The 22,325-nt window shown below is 70.0% G+C and carries 16 protein-coding genes; 6 read left to right on the forward strand and 10 right to left on the reverse strand.

The window, feature by feature from the left end; all coding sequences use genetic code 11:
• The first annotated feature begins 79 nt into the window (after window positions 1-79).
• From H7F49_RS00350 to H7F49_RS00360, 3 genes are all read left to right on the forward strand, one after another.
• Complete coding sequence (locus H7F49_RS00350; protein WP_185681575.1) at window positions 80-850, forward strand: thioesterase family protein; 771 nt, start codon at window positions 80-82, stop codon at window positions 848-850.
• Window positions 851-983: 133 nt separating this feature from the next.
• Entirely contained in the window at window positions 984-3,086 is a 2,103-nt protein-coding gene (locus H7F49_RS00355) for a TonB-dependent receptor (RefSeq protein WP_185681576.1), read from the forward strand.
• Between the two features lie 170 nt (window positions 3,087-3,256).
• The gene (locus H7F49_RS00360; protein ID WP_235981489.1) at window positions 3,257-3,589 is read left to right on the forward strand and encodes a hypothetical protein; all 333 of its coding nucleotides are present in this window, start codon (window positions 3,257-3,259) and stop codon (window positions 3,587-3,589) included.
• Window positions 3,590-3,596: 7 nt separating this feature from the next.
• On the opposite strand, the gene H7F49_RS00365 is transcribed toward H7F49_RS00360, so the two are convergent.
• The 3 genes from H7F49_RS00365 to dctA all read right to left on the reverse strand — a co-directional run bounded on the left by H7F49_RS00365 (window position 3,597) and on the right by dctA (window position 9,148).
• Entirely contained in the window at window positions 3,597-4,862 is a 1,266-nt protein-coding gene (locus H7F49_RS00365) for a 2OG-Fe(II) oxygenase (protein ID WP_185681577.1), read from the reverse strand.
• 253 nt (window positions 4,863-5,115) lie between these two features.
• Window positions 5,116-7,704 (reverse strand): TonB-dependent receptor plug domain-containing protein, encoded by a 2,589-nt coding sequence (locus H7F49_RS00370; protein WP_185681578.1) that lies wholly within the window; start codon window positions 7,702-7,704, stop codon window positions 5,116-5,118.
• A 31-nt stretch (window positions 7,705-7,735) separates the two neighbouring features.
• Window positions 7,736-9,148, reverse strand: a complete 1,413-nt coding sequence (gene dctA / locus H7F49_RS00375; protein WP_185681579.1) for a C4-dicarboxylate transporter DctA — start codon at window positions 9,146-9,148, stop codon at window positions 7,736-7,738.
• Between the two features lie 211 nt (window positions 9,149-9,359).
• On the opposite strand from dctA, the gene H7F49_RS00380 reads away from it, so the two are divergent.
• The 3 genes from H7F49_RS00380 to H7F49_RS00390 all read left to right on the forward strand — a co-directional run bounded on the left by H7F49_RS00380 (window position 9,360) and on the right by H7F49_RS00390 (window position 13,149).
• Entirely contained in the window at window positions 9,360-11,084 is a 1,725-nt protein-coding gene (locus H7F49_RS00380) for a sensor histidine kinase (protein ID WP_185681580.1), read from the forward strand.
• The gene (locus H7F49_RS00385) at window positions 11,081-12,409 is read left to right on the forward strand and encodes a sigma-54-dependent transcriptional regulator (protein WP_185681581.1); all 1,329 of its coding nucleotides are present in this window, start codon (window positions 11,081-11,083) and stop codon (window positions 12,407-12,409) included. The genes H7F49_RS00380 and H7F49_RS00385 overlap by 4 nt, the downstream gene beginning before the upstream one ends.
• A 308-nt stretch (window positions 12,410-12,717) precedes the next feature.
• Window positions 12,718-13,149, forward strand: coding sequence for a thermonuclease family protein (locus H7F49_RS00390; protein WP_185681582.1), 432 nt, complete (start codon window positions 12,718-12,720; stop codon window positions 13,147-13,149).
• Here H7F49_RS00390 and H7F49_RS00395 read toward each other — a convergent pair.
• The 7 genes from H7F49_RS00395 to H7F49_RS00425 all read right to left on the reverse strand — a co-directional run bounded on the left by H7F49_RS00395 (window position 13,109) and on the right by H7F49_RS00425 (window position 22,281).
• Window positions 13,109-14,386: a dicarboxylate/amino acid:cation symporter gene (locus tag H7F49_RS00395; protein WP_185681583.1), complete on the reverse strand. Its 1,278-nt coding sequence runs from the start codon at window positions 14,384-14,386 to the stop codon at window positions 13,109-13,111. The two genes, H7F49_RS00390 and H7F49_RS00395, sit on opposite strands and share 41 nt — an antisense overlap.
• A 53-nt stretch (window positions 14,387-14,439) precedes the next feature.
• A complete protein-coding gene (locus tag H7F49_RS00400) occupies window positions 14,440-15,438 on the reverse strand; it encodes a DUF2891 domain-containing protein (RefSeq protein WP_185681584.1) in 999 nt (332 codons plus the stop codon).
• On the reverse strand, window positions 15,435-16,379 hold the full coding sequence (locus H7F49_RS00405; RefSeq protein ID WP_185681585.1) for a DUF979 domain-containing protein: 945 nt from the start codon (window positions 16,377-16,379) through the stop codon (window positions 15,435-15,437). Before H7F49_RS00405 ends, H7F49_RS00400 begins: the two co-directional genes overlap by 4 nt.
• The gene (locus H7F49_RS00410; RefSeq protein WP_185681586.1) at window positions 16,376-17,059 is read right to left on the reverse strand and encodes a DUF969 domain-containing protein; all 684 of its coding nucleotides are present in this window, start codon (window positions 17,057-17,059) and stop codon (window positions 16,376-16,378) included. The genes H7F49_RS00405 and H7F49_RS00410 overlap by 4 nt, the downstream gene beginning before the upstream one ends.
• Entirely contained in the window at window positions 17,056-20,601 is a 3,546-nt protein-coding gene (locus H7F49_RS00415) for a hydantoinase B/oxoprolinase family protein (protein ID WP_185681587.1), read from the reverse strand. Before H7F49_RS00415 ends, H7F49_RS00410 begins: the two co-directional genes overlap by 4 nt.
• A 116-nt stretch (window positions 20,602-20,717) precedes the next feature.
• Window positions 20,718-21,209 (reverse strand): TspO/MBR family protein, encoded by a 492-nt coding sequence (locus H7F49_RS00420; RefSeq protein ID WP_185681588.1) that lies wholly within the window; start codon window positions 21,207-21,209, stop codon window positions 20,718-20,720.
• 73 nt (window positions 21,210-21,282) lie between these two features.
• Window positions 21,283-22,281, reverse strand: a complete 999-nt coding sequence (locus H7F49_RS00425) for a 2-dehydropantoate 2-reductase (RefSeq protein ID WP_185681589.1) — start codon at window positions 22,279-22,281, stop codon at window positions 21,283-21,285.
• Between the last annotated feature and the right edge of the window lie 44 nt (window positions 22,282-22,325).

Below are 22,325 nucleotides of genomic sequence, written 5' to 3' on the forward strand. Positions count from 1 at the left end.
ACTTGCGGCCCGGGCTGGGCTGGCGGATAGGGCGCCACCTGCCACGACCGCGACCGGACAAGAGATGACCCGAGAGGCGATGATGCAAGAAGCCCTGTTTGACCGCGACGGCGATGCCTTTGTTCCGCACGCCTTCGCGCGCGGGTACTGGACGCCCGATTCGATGGACGGCCGCGCCTGCGTGGCGCTGCTCGGGCACGAGATCGAACGCCGCCACGGTGGGGACGGGCTGGTGCCGACCCGGTTGAGCGTCGACATGCACCGTCTCGCGCGGATGCAGCCGTGCACTGTCGAAACCCGGGTGATTCGCGACGGCGGCCGGCTGCGGCTGGTCGAGGCGCGGCTGATGATCGGCGACAACGAGTATGCCCGCGCGGTCTGCCAGTTGCTGCGGCCCGCCCCGGTCCCGCCGGGACAGGTCTGGCCGGGGCACGAACCATGGGACGCGCCGCATCCGGACCAGGTGGCCTCCGTCCCCGATCCACAGCGCATGTGGCGGGCGGAGCTGCGGCCGATTGCGGGAACGATCGGCACCTATGGACCGCGCCGGGTCTGGCTGCGCAGTTGGTACGCGATCGTCGGCGGGGAACCGCTGACGCCCTTCACCCGCGTGGCCTATGCCTCGGACTTTGCCAGTCCGTGGACACACTGGTCGGACGCCGGGATTCACTTCATCAACACCGATGTGATCGCCCAACTGCACCGCTTGCCCGCCGGCGAATGGATCGGGCTCGAGGCGATCCTGCACGATGCCTCGCAGGGAATCGCCCTCGGGCACTGCCGGATCTACGACGAAACCGGCCCGATCGGATCGGTCAGCACCACGGCTCTCGCCAACAGTCGCACCTGATGTCCGACGCCGATTCCCGCGGCGGGACACCTGTGCTGCCGCCGGAGCGACCATCGTCTCGATTCGCTATTGCAAGTCACTCGCAATAGCGGTAGTCCCGACCTCGACACCGCAATCGAGGCCGTTGAACACCATGTCGCACTTCACCACCCTGGCCACGGCCCTGACCCTCACCGCCTTGCCGCTGGCGCTTCCCGGCTCCGCGCGCGCGGCGGCGGCCGATGCCGACGAGGCGGCGGGAGAGCCGGTGATCGTCGTCACCGGGCATCACGGCGGCTATCGCCTCGACAGCTCGAGCAGCGCCACCCGGACCGACACGCCGCTGATCGACATTCCCCAGTCGATCGCCGTGGTGACCCGCGAGCGGCTGGATGATCAGGCCGTGGCATCGATGGCCGATGTGCTGCGCTATGTTCCCGGCACCACCGTGGGGCAGGGCGAGGGCAACCGCGACCAGATCACGCTGCGCGGGCAGAACACTACGGCCGACTTCTTCCTCGATGGGGTGCGCGATGACGTGCAGTACTATCGCGGGCTCTACAACATCGAGCGGGTCGAGGTGCTCAAGGGTCCTTCGGCCCTGATCTTCGGCCGTGGCGGCGGCGGCGGGGTGGTCAACCGCGTGCAGAAGGCCCCGATCGCCAACCGGCTCGCCGTGGGTGGCAATGCCAGCGTCAACACCTTCGGCGACTGGATCGCGGCGGCCGATGTCAACCTGCCCCTGGCGAGCACTGCCGCTCTGCGGGTCAACGGCGAGTACCAGAATCTGGCCAGCAACCGCGATTACTATGGCGGTGAGCGCTATGCCTTCAATCCCACGATCGGTGCCGATCTGGGCCGCTGGAAGCTGGGCCTGTCCTACGAATATGTCCACGACGATCGCGTGGCGGATCGCGGCGTGCCGTCGGTGGCCACGGCGGCCGGGCGGCCCAACACCCCGATCACCGGCTATCGCGACACCTTCTTCGGCATTCCCGGGGTCAACCGGACCGGCCTGACCGCGCACATCGTGCGGCTGCGTGCCGACGCCGAGCTGGCCGACAACCTGACCTGGTCCAACACGCTCCTGTTTGGTGATTACGACAAGTACTACAGCAACGTCTTCGCCAACGGCCCCGCCAATCTGGCCACCGGCCTGGTCCCGCTGGGCAACTATGCCGACGCGACCCAGCGCCGCAACCTGATCGCCCAGAGCAACCTGGTGTGGAAGGGCGCGCTCGGGCCGACCCAGCACACCCTGCTGCTCGGGCTGGAGGCGAGCAACCAGCACACCGCCAGCCAGCGGCTCAACGGCACGTTCTCGGCATCCACGCTGAGCCTGCGCAACCCCGTGTTCCCGACTGTGGTGTTCAACATCCCGGCACGCAACACGGTGTCGGACGTCGACGTGGTATCGGCCTATGTTCAGGACCAGATCGCCTTCGGCCCCCATCTCGACCTGCTGGTCGGACTGCGCTTCGACCAGTTCCGCATCACCGGGACCGACCAGATCGGCACGCCGCGACCCTTCGTCCGGACCGATCGCAGCGTCAGCCCGCGGCTGGGGCTGGTGGTCAAGCCGCAGGAGAACGTCTCGCTTTATGGCAGCGTCAGCAAGTCGTTCCTGCCGCGCTCGGGCGAGCAGTTCCTCAGCCTGACCACGACGACGCAAAACCTGGCGCCGGAAAGCTTCACCAATTACGAGATCGGGGCGAAGTGGGACCTGCCGCGCGGCCTCAGCCTGACCGCGGCGGCATTCCAGCTCGATCGCAACAATGCGACCACGCCCGATCCGGCCAATCCCGCCGCCTCGATCAATGTCGGCGCAACCCGCACGCGTGGTGCCGAGATCGGCCTGACCGGCAAGATCCTGAGCCACTGGCAACTGTCGGGCGGCTACACCTTCCAGGACGCGCGCCTGAAGGGCAACAGCTTCGTCCGTCTGGCCCAGGTGCCGCGCCACCAGTTCGCCCTGTGGAACCGCTACGATGTCAGCCGCCGGTTCGGCGTGGGGCTGGGCGTGGTTCACCAGTCGAGCCAGTATGCCGCGATCCGCACCAGTGCCACGACCACGCTGGTGCCGGCCTTCACCCGGCTCGACGCCGCCCTGTTCGCCAAGCTGGGGGAGCGGATCGACGTGCAGCTCAATGTCGAGAACCTGCTCGACACCGCCTACTTCGCCTCGGCCCACAACAACGACAACATCACCCCCGGAGCGCCGATCAACGCCCGCCTGACGGTGCGACTGGCGTTCTGAGGCCGGCGAGCCCCGGGGCCAGACACCCGGGGCGCGCCTTAACCAAACACCGCAAGAACAATGAACCCCGGCTTGCTCGCCTCGTCACGGCGCGTTCAGTCGCGCCGCGCGATGACGGGTCCGGGCCGCAGTATCGGCCCGTCCATCGCAATCACTCAAGGAGTAGTGGCATGTTCAACCGGACAAAATCCGCGGCGATCTTCGGTTCGCTGGCCCTTGCGATCGGCCTGGGTACGCCCGCCATGGCCGGGCCCTGGGTCCAGGCCCATCCCCGCCAGGCCCAGGTTCTCGCACGGACCCATCACCAGATCGCCCGGATCAATCACGAGCGTCGCGAAGGCGATCTCACCCCGGCCGAGGCGCGCGCGCTGAAGGGCTCGACCCGGGCAATCGCGCAGCAGACCCGGGCCTACGCCCAGGCCAACGGCGGCTACATCACCCGCGGCGAGCAGCGCCAGCTCAATCGCCAGCTCAATGTCCAGAGCCGGGCGATCGGCCGCTGAGACCGGATCAGCCGGCGCCGGCGCGTCTTGATCGGCGGGCCGGCCGCTCGGTTCCGGCCGCATCGGATGCGGCCCGCTTCGTGCGGCTGCACTTGGGCGATGTCTTGGCGGAGGCCCGCTTGGCCTTCCCATCGCTCTCCGGCCCGGCCGCGACCGTCTCGCCCTTGACCGAGGCGATCACCTGGCGAGCCTTGTCCTCGTCGGCCAGGTGGCGGGCGTTGGCCAGCCGGATCTCGGCGGCGGCCTCGTCGTAAAGGAAGGGCAGCAGGCAGAACCGGCGCCCACCCGTGACCGGCAGCGCCTCGTGCAGCAGCGAGCAGGAAAAGACGATCGCTTCCCCCGCAGCCGGACGATAGACCCGCCGACCGAATTCGGGAAAGCGCAGTCCGCCCCCTTCGTACTCGTCGTTGAGCGCGATGGTCACGGCAAAGCGGCGATGGGCCGTGCCCAGCGTGGTGTTGTCCTTGTGCGGGCGGAACCAGCCGCCGGTTTCGCCTTCGTAGCAGGCGATCAGATAGCGCTCCAGCCGGGTCGCCTTGAACTGGAACGCCTTTTCCATCTGCGGCACCAGGCGCCGCACCACCCGCATTTCCAGCGCGCGGCGCAGGTCCGCATCCTCGATCATGCAGTCGGAGCGGCGTTTGTGGCGATGATTGATCATCCCCACCGTCTGCCCGGTGGCCGGGTCGGTGGTCATGAAGCCGCTGTCCTCAAGCCCGGTGCGCTCGGCATAGGCGATGAACTCGCGGCAGAGTTCGGGTTCGAGCAGGCCCGGCACCTGCAGCACCGGCGCCCAGCCATCGGTGTGGGCGCGGGGATCGGGCAGGGCGGCGACAACCGCGCGGACCGCCTCGAAATGGTTACGCAGATCGTCGACCGGGATCACCTCGACCACGCGCAGTGCCGGATCGAGCACGAAGGTGACCAGCCGCAAGGTAACGGTGTCGGCCGTGGCGCTCTCCAGGTTGCCGAAGGCGCGCGAGACGCGGTGGTCGAAGTCCCAGACCACGCGGATGCCGGGAAGGCGATCCTCGATCGCCCGGTTCATGCAGTCCTCGGCACTGCTGGACACCACGAAGCAGCACGCCCGCTCGTCGTCGAACAGTTCGCCGCTGCCATACAGCGCCGCCAGGTAATCGGCCGCCCCGGGCTGGTTGCGCCCGGCAATGAAGCTGATCACGATGTAGCGGCCACCCACGCTGTCGAGCGCGTAGTCAACCTTGTTTGCGGTCCGCAGATAGACCGATGGAATGGGATCGCCTGGTCCAAACATGGCGGCAAAGGTAAACGGCAACGGTTACCAGGAGGTTTACGGATGCGCCGGTTACGCTGCGTGCAAGGGTTCGGGACTCCTTGGGTACGCGAAAATGTCGTTCTCACCACTCGGCTCAAGCCGGACCATGGACGGGTCACGAAAAAGGGAACCGGCAGCGGTTAAGGGACCGCCGCCGGTTCAGGCAGGGTAGAGCCGGTCGGTCCGGGCCGGTTTCGCGCGGGGCGCAAACCGGCTCCGGACCAGAAGGGGATCAGAACGTCAGATTGGCCGTCAGGTAGTAATACGCCCCGTTGAAGCCGAACTGGCCGGCGTTGCGGGTGTAGGGCGTCTGACCGTTCGAATAGGACGCGGCCTCGCCGGTGAAGCCATTGCGGCGGGCGTTCCACTTGTCGGGATAGGTGTCGAAGATGTTGTTGCCGCCGGCGGTCAGCGACAGCCGGTCGGAGACGCGATAGGTCACGTTCATGTCGAACAGGGTCTTGCCGCCGAAGGTCTGCACGCAGCGGTTGTTGGCATCGCACTTCACATTGCTGTCCGCCGCATTGAGCCCGGTGCTGAACGCCTTGACCGATCCGAAGTAGCTCGCGCGCGCGCCCAGGGTCAGCTTGCCCACGTCGAAGTTCGACGAGAACAGGATCTTGGACCGCGGCTGGGCCACCTCGATCAGCTCGATCGCGGTCAGTCCGATCAGCGGCGCCGCCTGGTTCGCGGCCGTCGCGCCGGCGATGAGCGCGGCGGGGGTGGCGCGCTGGCGCAGGACCTTGGTCTCGGCGTGGGTGCCGGCCAGGGTCAGGCTCAGCTTGTTGCCGTTGTCGAAGGGGATCTTGTAGGTCGCCACCACGTCGATGCCGCGGGTCCGGGTATCCACCTGGTTGGTGAAGAAGCGGATTTCACGCACCCCGGGGAACAGGGCCGCGACCGCGGGATAGTTGGCGGTCAGGATGCCGTCGGTGATCGCGATGCGGTCCTTGATGTTGATCTGGAAGGCATCGATGGTCACTGTCAGCCGATCGAAATCCCCGGTCAGGCCAGCGGCGAAGCTGTTCGAGATTTCGGCCTTGGGTGCGGGGATGCCGAGCTGCGCCAGCCGCGGGTTGTCGCTGGAAATCTGCTGGGTCTGCAGGATCAGGCCGTTCTGCACGGTCGAGGTGTTGACCCGGTTGCCGAGCTGCGCCAGCGAAGGCGCGCGGAAACCGCGGTTGTACGAGGCGCGCAGGCCGATTTGCTCGCTCAGCTTGAAGCGCCCGGCGAACTTGCCCGACAGGTTGCCGCCGAAATCGCTGTAGTTCTCGTACCGCAGCGCGGCGGCGATCAGCAGCTTCGGGGTGATGTCGGCCTCGACGTCGATGAAGGCGCCGATGTTGCGGCGGCTCAGGTCGTTCTCGTCCTGCGGGGCATAGCCGGGGCGGCCATTGGTCGCGGGGGTCTTGCCCGAGGCGGTCAGCGGGCCGATCGCATAGGACGCGGGGTCACCGCGGTCGACCTGGAAGTTGTCACGCCGCCACTGCGCGCCCATCGCCACGTTCAGCGAATCCATGCCCAGCACCGATCCGAAATCCTTCGATCCGGTGAACTCCACCACGTGCTGGGTGAAGGCGCTGCGGCCGATGTAGAACGAGGTCGGGCTGGCCGCGCCGAGCGAGGCGTTGACCGTGTTGTTGGCCCACTGGTCCAGATGGTTGTGGCCCACGCCATAGCTGAGATCCAGATCCCAGCCGGCGAGCTCGCCCTTGAAGCCGCCGTTGACCGACCAGTCGATCGACCGGCCCGGCAGGATCGGCACGTAACCGTCGGGATAGATTGTCAGGTTGGAGTTGGCGAAGGTCGCCGGCGCGCGGAAGAAGCCGAAGGCGCGGATGTCCTTGCGCGAATAGCCGCCGAACAGATAGGCGGTGACCGCATCGGACAGGGGCAGTTCGGAATTGAGGAACGCCTGGTACGTGCGGTTCTGGTTCTGGCCATAGTTGCCGACCACGAAGGCACCCTGCGGATAGACCCCGCGGTCCGCGCGCGGATTGGCCGTGGTGTAGGGGAAGTTGGCGGTCGGCCCGGTGTAATTGGCCGGCGCCGCCGGATAGAGCACGCCGTCATAGGGGTCGGAACGGTTGGTGCCCTCGGTGCTGAAGTATTCCAGCGTGTAATTGATGAAGCCGCCGTTGCCGCCCAGCTTGAACCCCTGGTTCAGCATGGTGCGGACGGTGAAGCCGTCGCCTTCCTTGTTGAGCCCGGTGGTGACGTTGACGGTGCCGCCTTCGCTGGCGTTGTTGAGCGTCAGGTTGATCACGCCGGCGATCGCGTCCGACCCGTACTGGGCCGCCGCGCCGTCGCGCAGCACCTCGATCCGCTGGATCGCCCCGCTGGGGATCGCGTTGAGGTCCGACACCACCGTGCCGAGCCCGGGTGCGACGTTGAGGTTCAGCGCCGAGAACTGGTGGCGGCGCTTGCCATTGACCAGCAGCAGCACCTGGTCCGGCGACATGCCGCGCAGCGAGGCCGGGTCGGCGAAGTTGGTCGCGCCGTTGATGCCGAACTTGGTCGAGTTGAACGAGGGCGAGGTGAACTGGATCTGCTGGCCCAGATCGACCTGCCCGGTCGCGCGCAGCTCGGCGCCCGAAACCACGTCGACCGCGACCGGCCGCTCGACATCGGTGCGCGGCTTGCCGCGCGAACCGATCACGGTGATCGCGGCCCCGGCTTCCGCCTCCGTGGCGGTCGCTTCGGCGCTGGCGCCCTGGCCTTCGGCGGCCGGGGCCTGCTGGGCCCAGCCGGTGCCCGGTGCGAGCAGCGCGGCGAGCGAAACGCCGATCAGCGCGCGATGGATGGTGGTTGTGCTAGCCATGTTCTGACCTCCCCTGGTTTGCTTGTTCGTTCTATTCGGCGGGGGCTTGATCCGGATGGATCCGGCCCGTCTGAATGGGTTGCGATGGTGGTGTGACGATGGGCGATGTGACGGCGGGCGCCGCGTCGATGGCCGCCGGATCGGACAGGGCGGTTGCCCGTCCGCCCAGCGCCGCAGCCAGGCGATCGCGGTCGAGCGCGCGTTCCCAGCCGGCGATGACGATCGCGGCCACGGCATTGCCGATGCAGTTGGTCAGCGCGCGGCATTCGCTCATGAAGCGGTCCACGCCCAGGATCAGCGCCATGCCCGCCACCGGGACCGAGGGCGTGATCGACAGCGTTGCCGCCAGCGTGATGAAGCCGGCGCCGGTGACCCCGGCCGCGCCCTTGGAACTGACCATGGCCACCAGCAGCAGCGCAACCTGATCGCCCAGCGACAGGTCCACCCCGGTGGCCTGGGCAATGAACAGGGCGGCCAGCGTCATGTAGATGTTGGTCCCGTCGAGGTTGAAGGAATAGCCGGTGGGGATCACCAGCCCGACCACCGGCTTGGCGCAACCGGCCTGCTCCAGCTTCTGCATCAGCGCGGGCAGGGCGGCCTCGGAGGACGAGGTGCCGAGCACGAGCAGCAGCTCTTCTTTAAGATAGCGGATCAGCGCCAGGATCGAGAACCCGGCCAGCCGGGCAATCGTCCCGAGCACCAGGACCACGAACAGGGCCGAGGTGAGATAGAAAGTCGCGACCAGCTTGCCGAGATGGAGCAGGGCCTCGGGGCCGTACTTGCCCACGGTGAAGGCCATCGCCCCGAATGCGCCGATCGGGGCCGCGCGCATCAGGATCGCCACCATGCGGAACACCACCTGGCTCAGCGCCTCGGCGCCGCGCAGGACCGGAGCGGCGGCGGGGCCGCTGGTCACCAGGGCAACGCCGCAGAGGATGGCGACGAGCAGCACCTGCAGGATCGATCCGTCGGTCAGGGCCGACAGCACGGTGGTGGGGATGATGGCGAGCAGGAACCCGGTGATCGTCGCTTCATGCGCCTTGGCGGCAAAGCCGCGCACCGCCCCGGCGTCGAGGCTGGAGACCGCGATGTTCATGCCCGCACCGGGCTGCACCACGTTGGCCACGACCAGCCCGACCACCAGGGCGAGCGAGGACACTGCGAGGAAATAGCCGAAGGCCCGCCCGGCAACGCGGCCGATCTGCGAGGCCTGCTGCAGTCCGCCGATCCCGGTGACGATGGTCAGGAAGATCACCGGCGCGATGATCATCTTGACCAGCTTCACGAAGCCCTCGCCCAGCGGTTGCAGGCTGGCGCCGAAGCCGGGCCAGATCAGGCCCACGACAATTCCGCCGACGATCGCCGCGATCACCTGCGGATAGAGCCGGGCATACCACGGCCCCGCCGGGGCTGGTATCGGACTGGTGGGGGATGCCTGACCCATTGGCCTCTGATTCGTCCTCTCGATGGCCTCTGCACGAGCCGTTACGCCGCAGACTGGCCGCGCTCTCCCCGGGGGCAAAGCGGAATTGGCAGCACGGAACAGTACAGGAAATTCATAGCCTTAACCGATTGTCGTCGGGCCGTTTGTGCCAATTATGGCACGTCGTCACGGCAATTGTGCCGAAGTCGGCACATCTGTTAGCCTTCCCGGCATGGTCAGGCACTCCGGCAAGATCGCGATCGTCGTGGCCCTGGCCTGCGCCGTGGCCGTCGGCCTGATCGCCGGCGAGGTCACCCGCCGCGTCGCCCTGGCCCGGTTCGAGGCGCGTGCCATGGCCGACGCCCGCCTGCGCCAGGCGCTGATGGCCAGCGAGATCGCCCGGTTCCGCCTGCTGCCCCGCGTCCTCGCCGACGATCGCGACGTGGTCGCCGCGGTCGTCCGGCCCGAGCCCGGCGCCGTGCAGCGGTTGAACCTCAAGCTCGAGGTGCTGGCGCGCGAGCTGGGGGCTCCGGTGATCTATGTGATGGCGCGCGACGGCACCACGCTGGGCGCCAGCAACTGGCGCCAGCCCAACTCCTTCGTCGGCCAGGCCTATGGCTTCCGCCCCTACTTCCGCGATGCCCTGCGCCATGGCGCGGGCGAACAGTTCGCGCTGGGCAGCGTCAGCCGCAAGCCCGGGCTCTACCTGGCCACCCGCACCCCGCACGATGGTGTGGTGGTGGTCAAGCTGGAGTTCGATCTGATCGAGAGCCAGTGGCGCGATGCCGAGGGCATCACCTATGTCACCGATCGCAATGGCGTGATCCTTGTCTCGAGCCGGCCGCGCTGGCGCTTCGCGGCGACCCGTCCGCTGTCCGAGCTGGTCCGCCGGGCCGAGGAGCAGACCAGCGGGGTCAGCGCCATCGCCCGGGTTCCCTATCGCGTCAGCGGCCCGCGGGAGATCGTGCCGGATCTCGACAGCCGGCCCTACCTTGTCTCCACCACCGCCCCCGATGCCGCCGGATGGCAGGTCAACCTGGCCCTGCCGCTGCAACCGACCGTAAGCTCGGCGGTGCGGATGGCCCAGGTCGGGGCCGGGCTGATCGCGCTGGTCCTGCTGGGCACGGCCGCGATCCTGGTTGAGCGGGCCCGCCAGCGCCGCACCCGCACCGCCCAGCTCGAAGCCGCCGTGGCCGAGCGGACCGCCGCTCTGCGCAGCGAGATCTCCGAGCGCGCCTCGGCCGAGGCGCGGGCCGCGCAATTGCGCGAAGGGTTGCGCCAGGCCAATCGCCTGGCAACCCTGGGCCAGGTCACTGCGAGCGTCGCGCACGAGACGGCCCAGCCGGTCGCCGCGATCCGCAGCTATGCGGCGACGAGCGCCCTGCTGTTCGATCGCGGCGATGCCGAGGGGGTGCGGACCAACCTGACCGCGATCGCCCGGCTGGCGGATCGCATCGGCGCGGTCACGGCCCACCTGCGGGGTTTCGCCCGCAAGGGGGCGGGCGGTGCCGGGGCCGTGCCGCTGGATGCCGTGATCGAAGGGGCGCGCCTGATCCTCAAGGAAAAGCTCTCGGCCATCGACTTCCGCGTCGACTGCGCCGAGCCGGGCCTGCTGGTCCGCGGCGAACGGGTGCGGTTGGAGCAGGTGGTGGTCAACCTGATCCAGAACGCCGCCGAGGCCGTGGCGGAGGTGGCCGACCCGGTGATCCGGCTGACCATCGCCGCCGATCCTCACGAGGTCCGGCTGCGCCTGCAGGACAACGGCCCGGGCATCGATGCCGGGATCGCACCGCAGCTCTTCATGCCATTCGTCACCAGCCGGCCGTCCGGGCTGGGGCTGGGGCTGGTGATCGCCCGGGACATCGTCGAGGAGTTCGGTGGCACCCTGGCCGCACTTCCTCCCGCCGACGGCCCCGGGGGCGCCTGCTTCGAGATCGTGCTGGTGCGGGCGTCATGACCGCCGAGCCGAACACCACCCGCATCGCGCTGGTCGAGGATGACCATGACCTGCTTCATGCGGTCACCCAGTACCTGACGCTGGCCGGGCACGAGGTGGTGCCCTTCGCGCATGCGCCCGATGCCCTGGCGGCGCTCGACGCCGAGTGGGACGGGGTGGTGGTCAGCGACGTGCGGATGCCCGGCATCACCGGGATCGAGCTGTTCCGCCGCCTGCGCGAAAAGGACGCCGAGCTGCCGGTGATCCTGATGACCGGGCATGGCGACATCGCCATGGCGGTCGATCTGCTGAAGTCGGGAGCGTGGGATTTCCTGACCAAGCCCTTTGCCCCGGAAGCGCTGCTCGCGGCGGTGGAGCGCGCGGCGCGGGCACGGTCGCTGGTGCTCGACAACCGCCGGCTCAAGGCCCAGGCCACGGCGGACCAGGCCTCGGCCCTGATCGGGGAATCGGCGGCGATCACTCGCCTCCGCGCCATGCTGCCGGCCCTGGCCGACAGCGATCTCGACGTGTTGATCGAGGGGGAGAGCGGCACCGGCAAGGAGCTGTTCGCCCGCCTGCTCCACCGCGCCGGCAAGCGGCGCCGCCACCGCTGCCTGTCGATCAGTTGCGCCGGTCTGCCCGACGCCCTGGAGGACGAGCTGTTCGCGGCGGGTGGCCAGGCCTCGATGCTGTCGGCGCATCGCGGCACCCTGATCCTCGACGATCTCGACCTCGCCTCGCCCCGGCTCCAGGCGCGGCTGGTCCACACCGCCGAGGAGCGGGCGCTGCGTCCCGCCGGCAGCAAGGAGCCGATCCCGCTCGACCTCAGGATCGTCGCGCTGGCGGGAACCAATGCGCGCCGGGCGGAGGAGAGCATTGTCCCGGCCCTGTTCTACCGCATCGCCGCGGTGCGGCTGACCATGCCGGCCCTGCGCGACCGGCGCGAGGATATCCCGGCGCTGTTCGCGCATCACGTCGGCCTGGTCACGACCCGGCTGCGCCAGCCGATCCCGCCGATGACCCCGGCGGTGCGCGATGTCCTGCGCTTTCATGACTGGCCCGGCAATGTCCGCGAACTGGCCCATTTCGCCGAACGCTTCGTGCTGGGCCTGCTCGATCTCGATTCGGCCGCGCCGGGTCTTGCCGCCCAGCCGGGCTTGACCGAACGGGTCGAGGCCTTCGAGCGCGAGGCCATCATCGATGCCGTGATTGCGGCGAAGGGAGAGATCGGCAAGGCGATCGCGGCGCTGGGGATCCCGCGCAAGACCTTCTACAACCGGGTCCACAAGCTGGGGATCGATCTGCCGGGCCTGCGGCGCAATTCCGAACTCTGGGCGCGGATCTAGGGCTTTGGGGGCAGATCCATGGGCAGGCTGGATGACCGGCCTGGGTGGGGAGCGGAGGTTCTTCGATACTCCCCCAGCGGGGGAGGGGGACCACCGAAGGTGGTGGAGGGGCACCCCGCCTTGACCAACTGCCGCGCCCCAAGGAGAGTGCCCCTCCACCATCCTGCGGATGGTCCCCCTCCCCGTGCCGGGGAGGAAGCAAAGGTCCGCAATCGGGCGAAGGCGGCCCTTGACCTGATCCAGGCGCCCCATCCAACAGAGTAGAAAACTAATCCAATAGACTAAGTACCTCTGCTAGGCGGGCCGGCATGTCCCTGCTGCTGGCCCTGGCCCTGACCGTCGTTCCTCAGGATCAAACCTTCACCTGCACGCCCACGGCGGTATGGGACGGCGATGGCCCGGTGTGGTGCGCCGAGGGGCCGCGGCTGCGGCTGGCGGGGATCGCGGCGCGCGAGATGGACGGGCACTGCCGGGCCAACCAGCCTTGTCCGGATGCGACAGCGATCGCGGCCCGCGATGCCCTGGTCGATCTGCTCGGCGGGCCGCGTGGCACCTTGGCCATCGGCCACGTCCGCGTGAGGACCGCCGCCCTGTCCTGCCGTTCCGCCGGTCCGGCGGGCGGTAGCCGCACCGCGGCCTGGTGCGTCCTTGCCGACGGGCGCGACCTGTCCTGCGCGATGCTGCGGACCGGGACCGTGCTCAGGTGGGATCGCTACTGGCGCGACCATCGCTGCGACTGACCGCGCCCGTGCGCCGGCCGAGCAGGCGGTTGATCAGCACCGCGGCGGTCAGGTCCCCGGTCACGGTCGTCCCGGTGATCACCGGATCGGGCAGGGCGATCACCGCCAGGTAGAGCGGGATCATCGCCATCGGCGCGCCCAGCACCTGCAGGCCCGGGCCATAGATCGCATAGATCACCGCCGCCCCCGGCAGTCCCGCCCCGCTGACGCTGCCCAGGATCACCGCCAACCCGGCCAGGACAAGCTGCACCGGTCCCGGCTCGATCCCCACCGCATGGGCGGCGACCAGCACGGCGGCGACCGCATGGGCGGTCGTGCCGAGACGGAAGATCGAGACCGCCATCGGGATGACCAGCCCGACCACGTCCTCGGGCAGGCGCAACCGTTCGAGCGCGACCTCGATCATCACCGGGGTGGTCGCCATGCTGGAACAGCTTCCCGCCCCCATGGCCTGGGCCGGGGCGATCGCCGCGGCGAACTCGCGCAGCGGCATGCCGCCGGCCAGCGCGACCACGACATAGCACAGCGCCGCCATCAGCAACGTGGTGGCAAAGCACAGCGCGACGAAGACCCCCAGGACCTGGGCCACGCCCACCCCGGAGGCCATGCCGAGCCCCAGCGAGAGCAGGAAGATGCCGGGCGGCGCGGCCACCAGCACCCAGTCGACCAGCACCATCATCGCCTGCGCCACCTCGGCCAGGCCCCGCAGCACCACCGGCTCGCCGCCGTCCGCCGCGCGGGGCAGGCGCGCCAGGGCGAGCCCAAAACCGAGCGCGAAGATCACCAGCGGAAAGATCTGTCCCTGCGCCGCCGCCGCCACCGGATTGTCGGGAACGATCGCCACCAATTGCTCGGCGAAGCCGGGCAGGGGCTGCGGCGCGGCGCTGCCGAGCAGGCTGTCGAGCGCGTGGGCCGGCAGCGGCCAGATCCGCAGCACGGTTTCGGTCAGGATGGTGCAGAGGATCACCGTCACCACCATGATCCCGAAGAACACGCCCAGGGTGGTCGAGATCAGGCGCCCGCCGCGTCCCCCCATCACCGCCTGGGCGACCCCGTGGGTCATCATCGCGAAAATCAGCGGGATCAGCGTCATCTGCAGCGCGCGGACCCACATCTGCCCGATCGGCATGGCCGCGGTGGCGATTCCGGTCAGCACCGGCTGGTCGAGCCAGCGGACCCCCATGCCCGCCAGCACGCCCGCGACCAGGGCGGCGAGAATCCATTGCGTGCGGCTCATGCGGGCTCCCGGCAGACGAACGCCCCGCCTTAGCCCAGGGCGGGGACCGGACGCTAGAGCGCGCCGTCTTCGCCGAGCAGGGCGAGCAGGGCGAAGCTCGCCAGCCAGTGCTCGCCCATGTAGTCGCCCGCGACATGGGGCAGGGCGGCGGCGACATGCTCGTCCGCCCGGCGCCGCAGCGGCTCGCGCAGCGTCTCGTCGTCGACCACCCCCGCGATCCGCCGCAGGCACCAGGCGCGGCTCAGGTTCAGCCCGTCGAGGTGGGCGATCTTGCCATCGCTGCGATCGGACACGGTGACCGGGCGGCATTCGCGGTCGATCCAGCCGTTGTCCACCACCAGCGCCCGGAACCAGGGGGTGAAGGTGGCAGGCGGACGGATGTCGGCCAGGAGCAGCGCTGCGGTCAGCACCGGGGAGAGGAACTCGTCTCCACCGGGCTCCCAGCCGCGATAATCGCGCCGATCGGCGAAGACGCGTTCGGCCCAGGTGTCGATCCGGGTCACGAGGGCGGCGTCATGGTCCAGCGCCCAGCGGCGTGCCAGGATCAGGGCGAAAGCCGTGTTGCCATGGGTGCCGACCGTGATCGGATAGGTCAGCACGGCCAGGTAATCGTGCAGCCGCGCGGCGAAGGCCTTGGCCAGCGGGGCCAGCCGATCGCCCCAGGGCTGGTCCGGATGCCGCTCCGCCTCATGGTGAAGGGCAAGCAGCCAGCCCCAGCCATAGGGCCGTTCGAACCCCCGCGAACTCGGCCGATCCAGGTAGGCGCGCTCCACCGCGAGCTTGGCCGTGGTGAAGGTGTCTCCGGCCAGCGCGGCGATGGCGGCAGCTTCGGGCATCGCGGGATGCCGCCGCCGCAGGGTGAGCAGGGTCCACCAGCCGTGGACGCAGCTGTGCCAATCGTAGCTGCCGTAGAACACCGGATGGGCCAGACGCGGCGCGCGCACGTCGTCCTCGCCGTCCAGCACGTGATCGTCCTTGCAGGGATAGGGCCGGACCACGTGGCCCAGCGCGATCGCGGCGAAGTGACGGGCCAGGTCGGGGGTCAGGGTCACAGCACGAAGGCTCCCACATAGATGATCGCCACGGTGCAGACCCACAGCGGCAGGGCGGTGCCAGCCTGCTGGCGGATCACCCCGTGGGGGTCGCGCAGCTCCAGCAGGGCGGCCGGGACGATGTTGTAATTGGCCGCCATCGGGGTCAGCAGGGTGCCGCAGAATCCGGCGAGCATGCCCCCGGCGCCGATCACCGCGGCGTGGCCGCCGTACTGTTCGACCAGCACCGGAATGCCGATCGCCGCGGCCATCACCGGGAAGGCCGCGAAGGCATTGCCCATCACCATCGTGAACAGCGCCATGCCCAGGCCATAGACCACCACGGTGAGCAGGACCGAGCCCGGCGGGATCACCGACCCGGCCAGCCCACCGATCAGCGGCCCGATCCCGGCGAGGGCGAAGACCGCGCCGAGCGCCGCCAGCATCTGCGGCATGATCGCCGCCCAGCCGATCGAATCGAGCAGGCGCCCGCCCTCCTCGGCCGCGGCGACCGGTGGCGGCCGGAGCCATGCCAGGGTTGTGGCCAGGGCCACGACCACACCGATGCCGAACAGGATCAGCGTCTCGTGCCGGGCCTCGAGCAGCCCGGTCCGGCCGAGCGGGGTATAGGTATAGGCGAGGGTTCCGCAGACCGCGGTGAGCGGGACGATCAGGGCGGGCAGGAACAGCCGGTTGCCCAGCCGCTCGGACAGGTCCTGACGCTCGGCGGGGCCGGTCGTCGCGGGGGTGCTGCGCCGCAGCCGACCCGAAGCGGCCAGCGCCACCAGCCCCAGGACCAGCGCGCCATTGGCCAGGTCGGACATGTGGTCGCCCGCGAGGAAGCTGGTCGCCAGCAGCCCCCAGAACGCCGCATTGGCCCAGCGCCCGCCGCGCAGCGAGAGCAAGGCCCAGGTGCCGAAGACCAGGCCGGCCAGCGTGTAGAGTGCGGCATAGGTGATCATTGGCCGCCCCCCGTGCCACCCCGGCCCAGGCGGCGATCGAAGCGCAGCAGGCGGCTGCCATGGATGGCGAAGGCGCAGAGCGCGCTCGGCACGGCCCAGAGCGATAGCTGCAGCGGAGTCAGGGCGTGTCCGGCGCTTTCGAACACGCCCTGGATCAGCAGGATCGAGGCGATCGCGAAGAAGATGTCCTCGCCGAAGAACAGGCCGACATTGTCGGTGGCCGCGGCCATGGCGCGGATCTGCTCGCGTTGCTCGGCGGACAGATCGCCATGGGTCTGGGCGGCGGCCGCTTCGGCCATCGGCGCGACCAGCGGGCGGACCGTCTGGGCATGGCCGCCAATGTCTTTCATGCCGAGCGCCGAGGTGATCTGGCGGAAGGCCAGGTACGCCACCAGCAGGCGCCCCAGCGAGGCGCCGCGCAGGGTCCGGACCAGGCTCTGCGCCCGCTGTTGCAGGCCGTGGCGTTCAAGCAACCCGATCAGCGGCAGGATGATCCAGGTGACCGAGATGTAGCGGTTGTCGTTGAACGCCTTGCCCAGCGCCGCAACCACGGCGAGCGGCTCCAGCCCGGCGAGCAGGCCGGTCGCCAGCGCCGAGCAGACCACGACCAGCAGCGGATTGAGCCGGAGGGCAAAGCCGGCGATCACCATCACGATGCCGAGCAGCGGCCACAGGGTCATGCCGGTTCCTTTCCGAAGCCGCCGCCGCCGGGCGTCAGGATGACGAAGCGATCGCCGGGGTTCATCTCGGCCGCGCCGGTTGCGCCCAGCTCCTCGCGGCGGCCGTCCGTCCGCTCCACCCAGTTGCGGCCGGGCTGGGCGGCTCCACCCCCCGCCAGCCCGGGCGGGGCGACGCGGCGGCGGTTGGCCAGGATGTTGGCGCGCATCGGGGCGAGGAAGGTGATCGCCCGCTCCACCCCGTCGCCACCGCGATGCGCCCCGGTCCCGCCCGAGCCGCGCCGGATGGCGAAACGGTCGAGCCGCACCGGCAGCCGGGTCTCGAGAATCTCGGGATCGGTCAGTCGGCTGTTGGTCATGTGGGTCTGGACCGCGCTGGTGCCGTCGTGATCCGGCCCGGCGCCGGACCCGCCGCAGATCGTCTCGTAGTACTGGTGCTGCGCGTCGCCGAAGGTGAAGTTGTTCATCGTCCCCTGGCTCGGCGCCAGGCGGCCGGTCGCGGCGAACAGCGCGTCCGTCACCACCTGGCTGGTCTCGACATTGCCCGCCACCACTGCCGCCCCGGGCCGCGGGTTGAGCATCGAACCCTCGGGCACGATCAGCGTGATCGGGCGCAGGCAGCCGTCGTTCATCGGAATCGCGTCGTCGATCAGGGTGCGCACCACGTACAGCGCGGCGGCGCGGGTGATCGACAGCGGGGCGTTGAAGTTGTCGGGCAGTTGCGCGCTGGTGCCGGTGAAGTCGAACACCGCCGAGCGCCGGGCGCGATCGATCCGGATCGCCACCTGCACGGTTGCGCCGTTGTCCATCGCATAGGCGAAGCGGCCTTCCTCAAGCCGGTCGAGCAGGCGCCGCACGCTCTCCTCGGCATTGGCCAGGACGTGATCCATGTAAGCCGCGACGGTTGCCGCGCCATGATCCCGCGCGGCGCCCTGCAGCAGCTCGGCGCCGCGGGTGCAGGCGGCCAACTGGGCGCGCAGGTCGGACAGGTTGCGATCCGGGCGGCGCGCCGGGAACGGGCCCGCGCCCAGGCGGGTGCGCATCCCGGCCTCGTCCAGCACCCCCGCGTCGACCAGCAGGGCATTGTCGATCAGCACGCCCTCCTCGGCGATCGTGCGGCTGTCCGGCGGCATCGATCCCGGTGCGATCCCGCCGATGTCGGCATGATGCCCGCGCGCCGCGACGAAGGCGTCGGGTGTCGCGCTGCGTTCGTCATGGAACACCGGCATGATCACGGTGATGTCGGGCAGGTGGGTCCCGCCGTGGTAGGGATCGTTCAGGACATAGGCGTCGCCGGGGCGGATTCCGCGCCCGTCGCGCCCGTCACCGCGTGTCGCGATCACCCGCGCCACGCTGTCCCCCATCGAGCCGAGATGGACCGGAATGTGCGGGGCATTGGCGATCAGCGCCCCGGTCCGGTCGAACAGGGCGCAGGAGAAATCGAGCCGCTCCTTGATGTTGACCGAGGTCGCGGTCGACTGGAGCACGGCGCCCATCTCCTCGGCGATCGCCATGAACAGGTTGTTGAACACCTCCAGGCGCACCGGATCCACCGCGGTCCCGCCCGCCGGGGCCCGGGTCGCGGGCACGGCGCGGGTGAGGACCAGGCTGCCCTCGGCGGCGAGCTCGGCCGCCCACCCCGCCTCGATCACCGTGGTCGAGGCGGGATCGATCACCAGCGCCGGCCCGCGCACGACCTGCCCGGGGGCCAGCTCAGCGCGGGCGAAGCTTGGCCAGGATCCGGTCGCCTGCCCGGTCACGGCGGCCGGGGCGGGGGCAAGCCGCGCCAGACCGCCCGCCTGCCCACTCGCCTCGACCCGCAGGGCCTCGACGACGATCGCCGCCCCGGCATCGGAGTAGCCGAACCGCTGCCGGTGGAGCGCCCGGAAGGCCCGGTCCATCTCCTCCGCCCCGTCGCAGGCGACGTCGAGCGTGCTGTCGCTGCCGGCGAAGCGCAGGCGGGCCGTGCGCCGCAGCTCGACCGCGGCGGGCGGCAGCCCCTGGTCGATCAGCGTCTGTCGCGCCAGGTCTTCCAGCCCGGCCAGCTCGGCGGAGAAGCTTTGCGTCAGCGGGCGCATCAGGCTGGCCTCGCGGATGGCCTTCACCGGGGCCAGGCCGATCCCGTAGGCCGAGAGGACCCCGGCCAGCGGGTGGACCAGCACGGTTTGCATCCCCAGGGCATCGGCGACGCGGCAGGCATGCTGACCGCCCGCACCGCCGAAGCAAGCCAGGGCATAGGTCGTCACGTCGTGCCCCTGGGCCACGCTGATCTTGCGGATGGCATGGGCCATGTTGTCGACCGCAATGGCCAGGAACCCCTCGGCAATGGCCTCCAGCGGCTGCGGCTCGGGCAGCAGCGCCGCCACCTCCGCCAGCCGCGCGACAGCGGCGGCGGGGTCGAGCGGCTGGTCTCCCTCCGGCCCGAACACGGCCGGGAACAGGCCCGGATCGATCCGGCCGAGGAACAGGTTGCAGTCGGTCACGGTCAGCGGCCCGCCCTTGCGGTAACAGGCTGGCCCCGGGTCCGCTCCGGCACTCTCCGGACCCACCCGGAAGCGGGCGCCATCGAACCGGCAGACCGATCCGCCGCCTGCCGCCACGGTGTGGATCTGCATCATCGGCGCGGCGATCCGCACCCCGGCGATCACGCTGTCCCCGGTCAGCTCATAGTGGCCGGCGTAATGGGTGACGTCGGTGCTGGTGCCGCCCATGTCGAACCCGATCAGACGGTCGTGGCCCAGCGGCGCGCTGGCCGCCACCATCCCGACCACCCCGCCCGCCGGCCCCGACAGGATCGCGTCCTTCCCGCGGAACGCATCGATATCGGCCAGCCCGCCGTTCGATTGCATGAAGCGCAGGCTGTCGCCCGGGGGCAGGCTGGCCCGCAGCCCATCGGTGTAGCGGCGCAGCACGGGCGAGAGATAGGCATCGACCACGGTGGTGTCGCCGCGGGGAATCAGCCGGATCAGCGGGGCGACCTCGTGGCTGACGCTGACCTGGGCAAAGCCCAGCTCGCGGGCGATGGCCGCCACGCGGGCCTCGTGATCGCGGTGCAGCCAGCCGTGCAGCAGGACGATGGCCAGCGCGTCGAACCCGTCGCTCCGCAGCGCAGCAAGGGCGGCCCGGGTGCCGGCCTCGTCCAGCGGGCACAGCATCGTGCCATCGGCGCCGACGCGTTCGGTGATCTCGATCACCCGTTCGGGCAGTTGCTCGGGCAGGACGATGTGCCGCGCGAAGATCGCGGGGCGGGCCTGGGTGCCGATCCGCAGCGCATCGCCGAACCCGCGGGTGATCGCCAGGGCCAGCCGTTCGCCCCGCCGTTCGAGCAGGGCGTTGGTCGCCACCGTGGTGCCGATGCGGAACTCGGCAATCGGCCCGGCGCCATGCCGCGCCATCAGCCGCCGCACCGCCTCGCTGGCGGCATCGGGATAGGCGGCGGGGTTGTGCGACAGCAGCTTCTCGGTGACCAGCCGGCCGTCCGGCGTCGTCGCCACGACATCGGTGAAGGTGCCGCCGCGATCCACCGCGAAGCGCCAGGCTGTCATTGTGCTCGATCCTCGCCGCCATGGCCGCCCGACGGGACGCGCGGCTCCGGATCGCCGGACCTAGGCGCTCGGCGCCCCCGCTGTCCAGACCCGGAGCCGGATGATCGGCCGGATGGTCAGTCTGCGGACCCGTCGCGGCCGAACGGCGCGTTCAGCCGCACGATCGTGACGTTCAGACAGGCCGCGAAGCTGACCCAGGCGAGGTAGGGAACGATCAGCCAGGTGGCCAGCACCGAATAGGGCCGCAGGCCGATGGTCAGCGCCAGCACCGAAACCCACAGGAAGGGCACTTCGACCAGGGCCCAGTCCGGCCGGCGGCGGGTGAAGAACAGCGGCGACCAGAGGAAGTGGAACACGAAGTTGGTGGCGAACAGGGCCGCCACGGTCATCCGACCCGCCTCGTCGGTGGCGCCGTTCCAGGCCAGCACCGCGGCCCAGGCGGCCAGGCCCAGGATCACGGTCCAGGCCGGCCCGAACAGCCAGTCCGGCGGCTGCCAGGCGGGCTTGCGCAGATTGCGGTACCAGGGCCCGATCTCGGTGAGGATGCCTCCGGCAAAGCCGAGGATGACCGCCCAGAGGACGGCCGCGATGACATGGGGTGCTGGCATCCGGCCCATATGGGGATGACAGGGCTCCGGCACAACGTGCGCCAGCGGGCAATGGCCGGGCTTGCGCCGTTTGTCACACGTCCGGGTACAGCCCGCGCGTCCGGGCGAACAGGCGGGTCAGGCCGGTCAGCGCGTCGAGGCAGGGCGTGGCGATGCCCAGCGCCACGGCGATCTCGCGCGGGGCGGAGAGCAGCAGGTCGATCTCGAGCGGGCGGCCCGCATCGACGTCCTGCAGCATCGAGGTGCGGAAGGCGCCCAGCTGACGGGTCACCGCACACCGATCCTCGCCCCGCTCGGTGATGGCACAGCCGATCCGGTCCCCGATCGCCCGCGCCTCTTCCATCACCGCCAGCACGAAGCCGCCGACCAGGTCGTCGTCCAGGATGCGGTCGCAGGTCGCGCCGGTGAACGCCGAGATCGGGTTCATCGTCATGTTGCCCCACAGCTTGTACCAGATCGCCTGGCGGATGTTGTCGCTCAGCTCGATCGTGAAGCCGCATTCGGCCAGGGTTTCCGCCAGCGCCTGCAGCCGTGGCCCGGCCGGGCCGAACGGCGCGCCCAGGATCAGCCGGTTGCCCGCCTTGTGCACGGCATGACCCGGCCCCGCCGAGCCCACCGAGGCATGGACCACAGCCCCGACCACCAGGTCCAGCGGGAGGGCTGCCGCAATCGTTCCGGCAGGATCGACGCTCGTCAGGGGCATGGGGTCAAGCGGCAGCGGTGAATGGTCCCCGGACCCGCCCAGCATGAACCACCAGGGCACCCCGTTCATGGCGGGAACGATCAGCGTGTCGGGCCCGATCAGCGGGGCGAGCTGTCCGGCCAGATCGATCAGGGCATTGCCCTTGACCGCGATCAGCACGGCATCCTGGGGGCCGAGATCCTCTGCCCGGTCGCTCGCGCGGACCGGGGCGCCAATCCTCTCCCCGTCAAGATCGAGCCGCAGGCCGTCGCGCGCCACGGTGGCCAGGGTCTCACCCCGGGCCAGCACGCTCACCTCGTGCCCGGCCGCCGCGATCCGCGCTCCCAGCCAGGTGCCGATTGCACCCGCCCCGACGATGGCGATCCTCATGCCCGCAATCCCCCACCAGCGCCGCTCCTGCCGAGGAGCGGCGC

Origin of the sequence: Novosphingobium aerophilum, from assembly GCF_014230305.1 — a bacterium.
In the GTDB taxonomy this organism is placed as follows: Bacteria; Pseudomonadota; Alphaproteobacteria; order Sphingomonadales; family Sphingomonadaceae; genus Novosphingobium; species Novosphingobium aerophilum.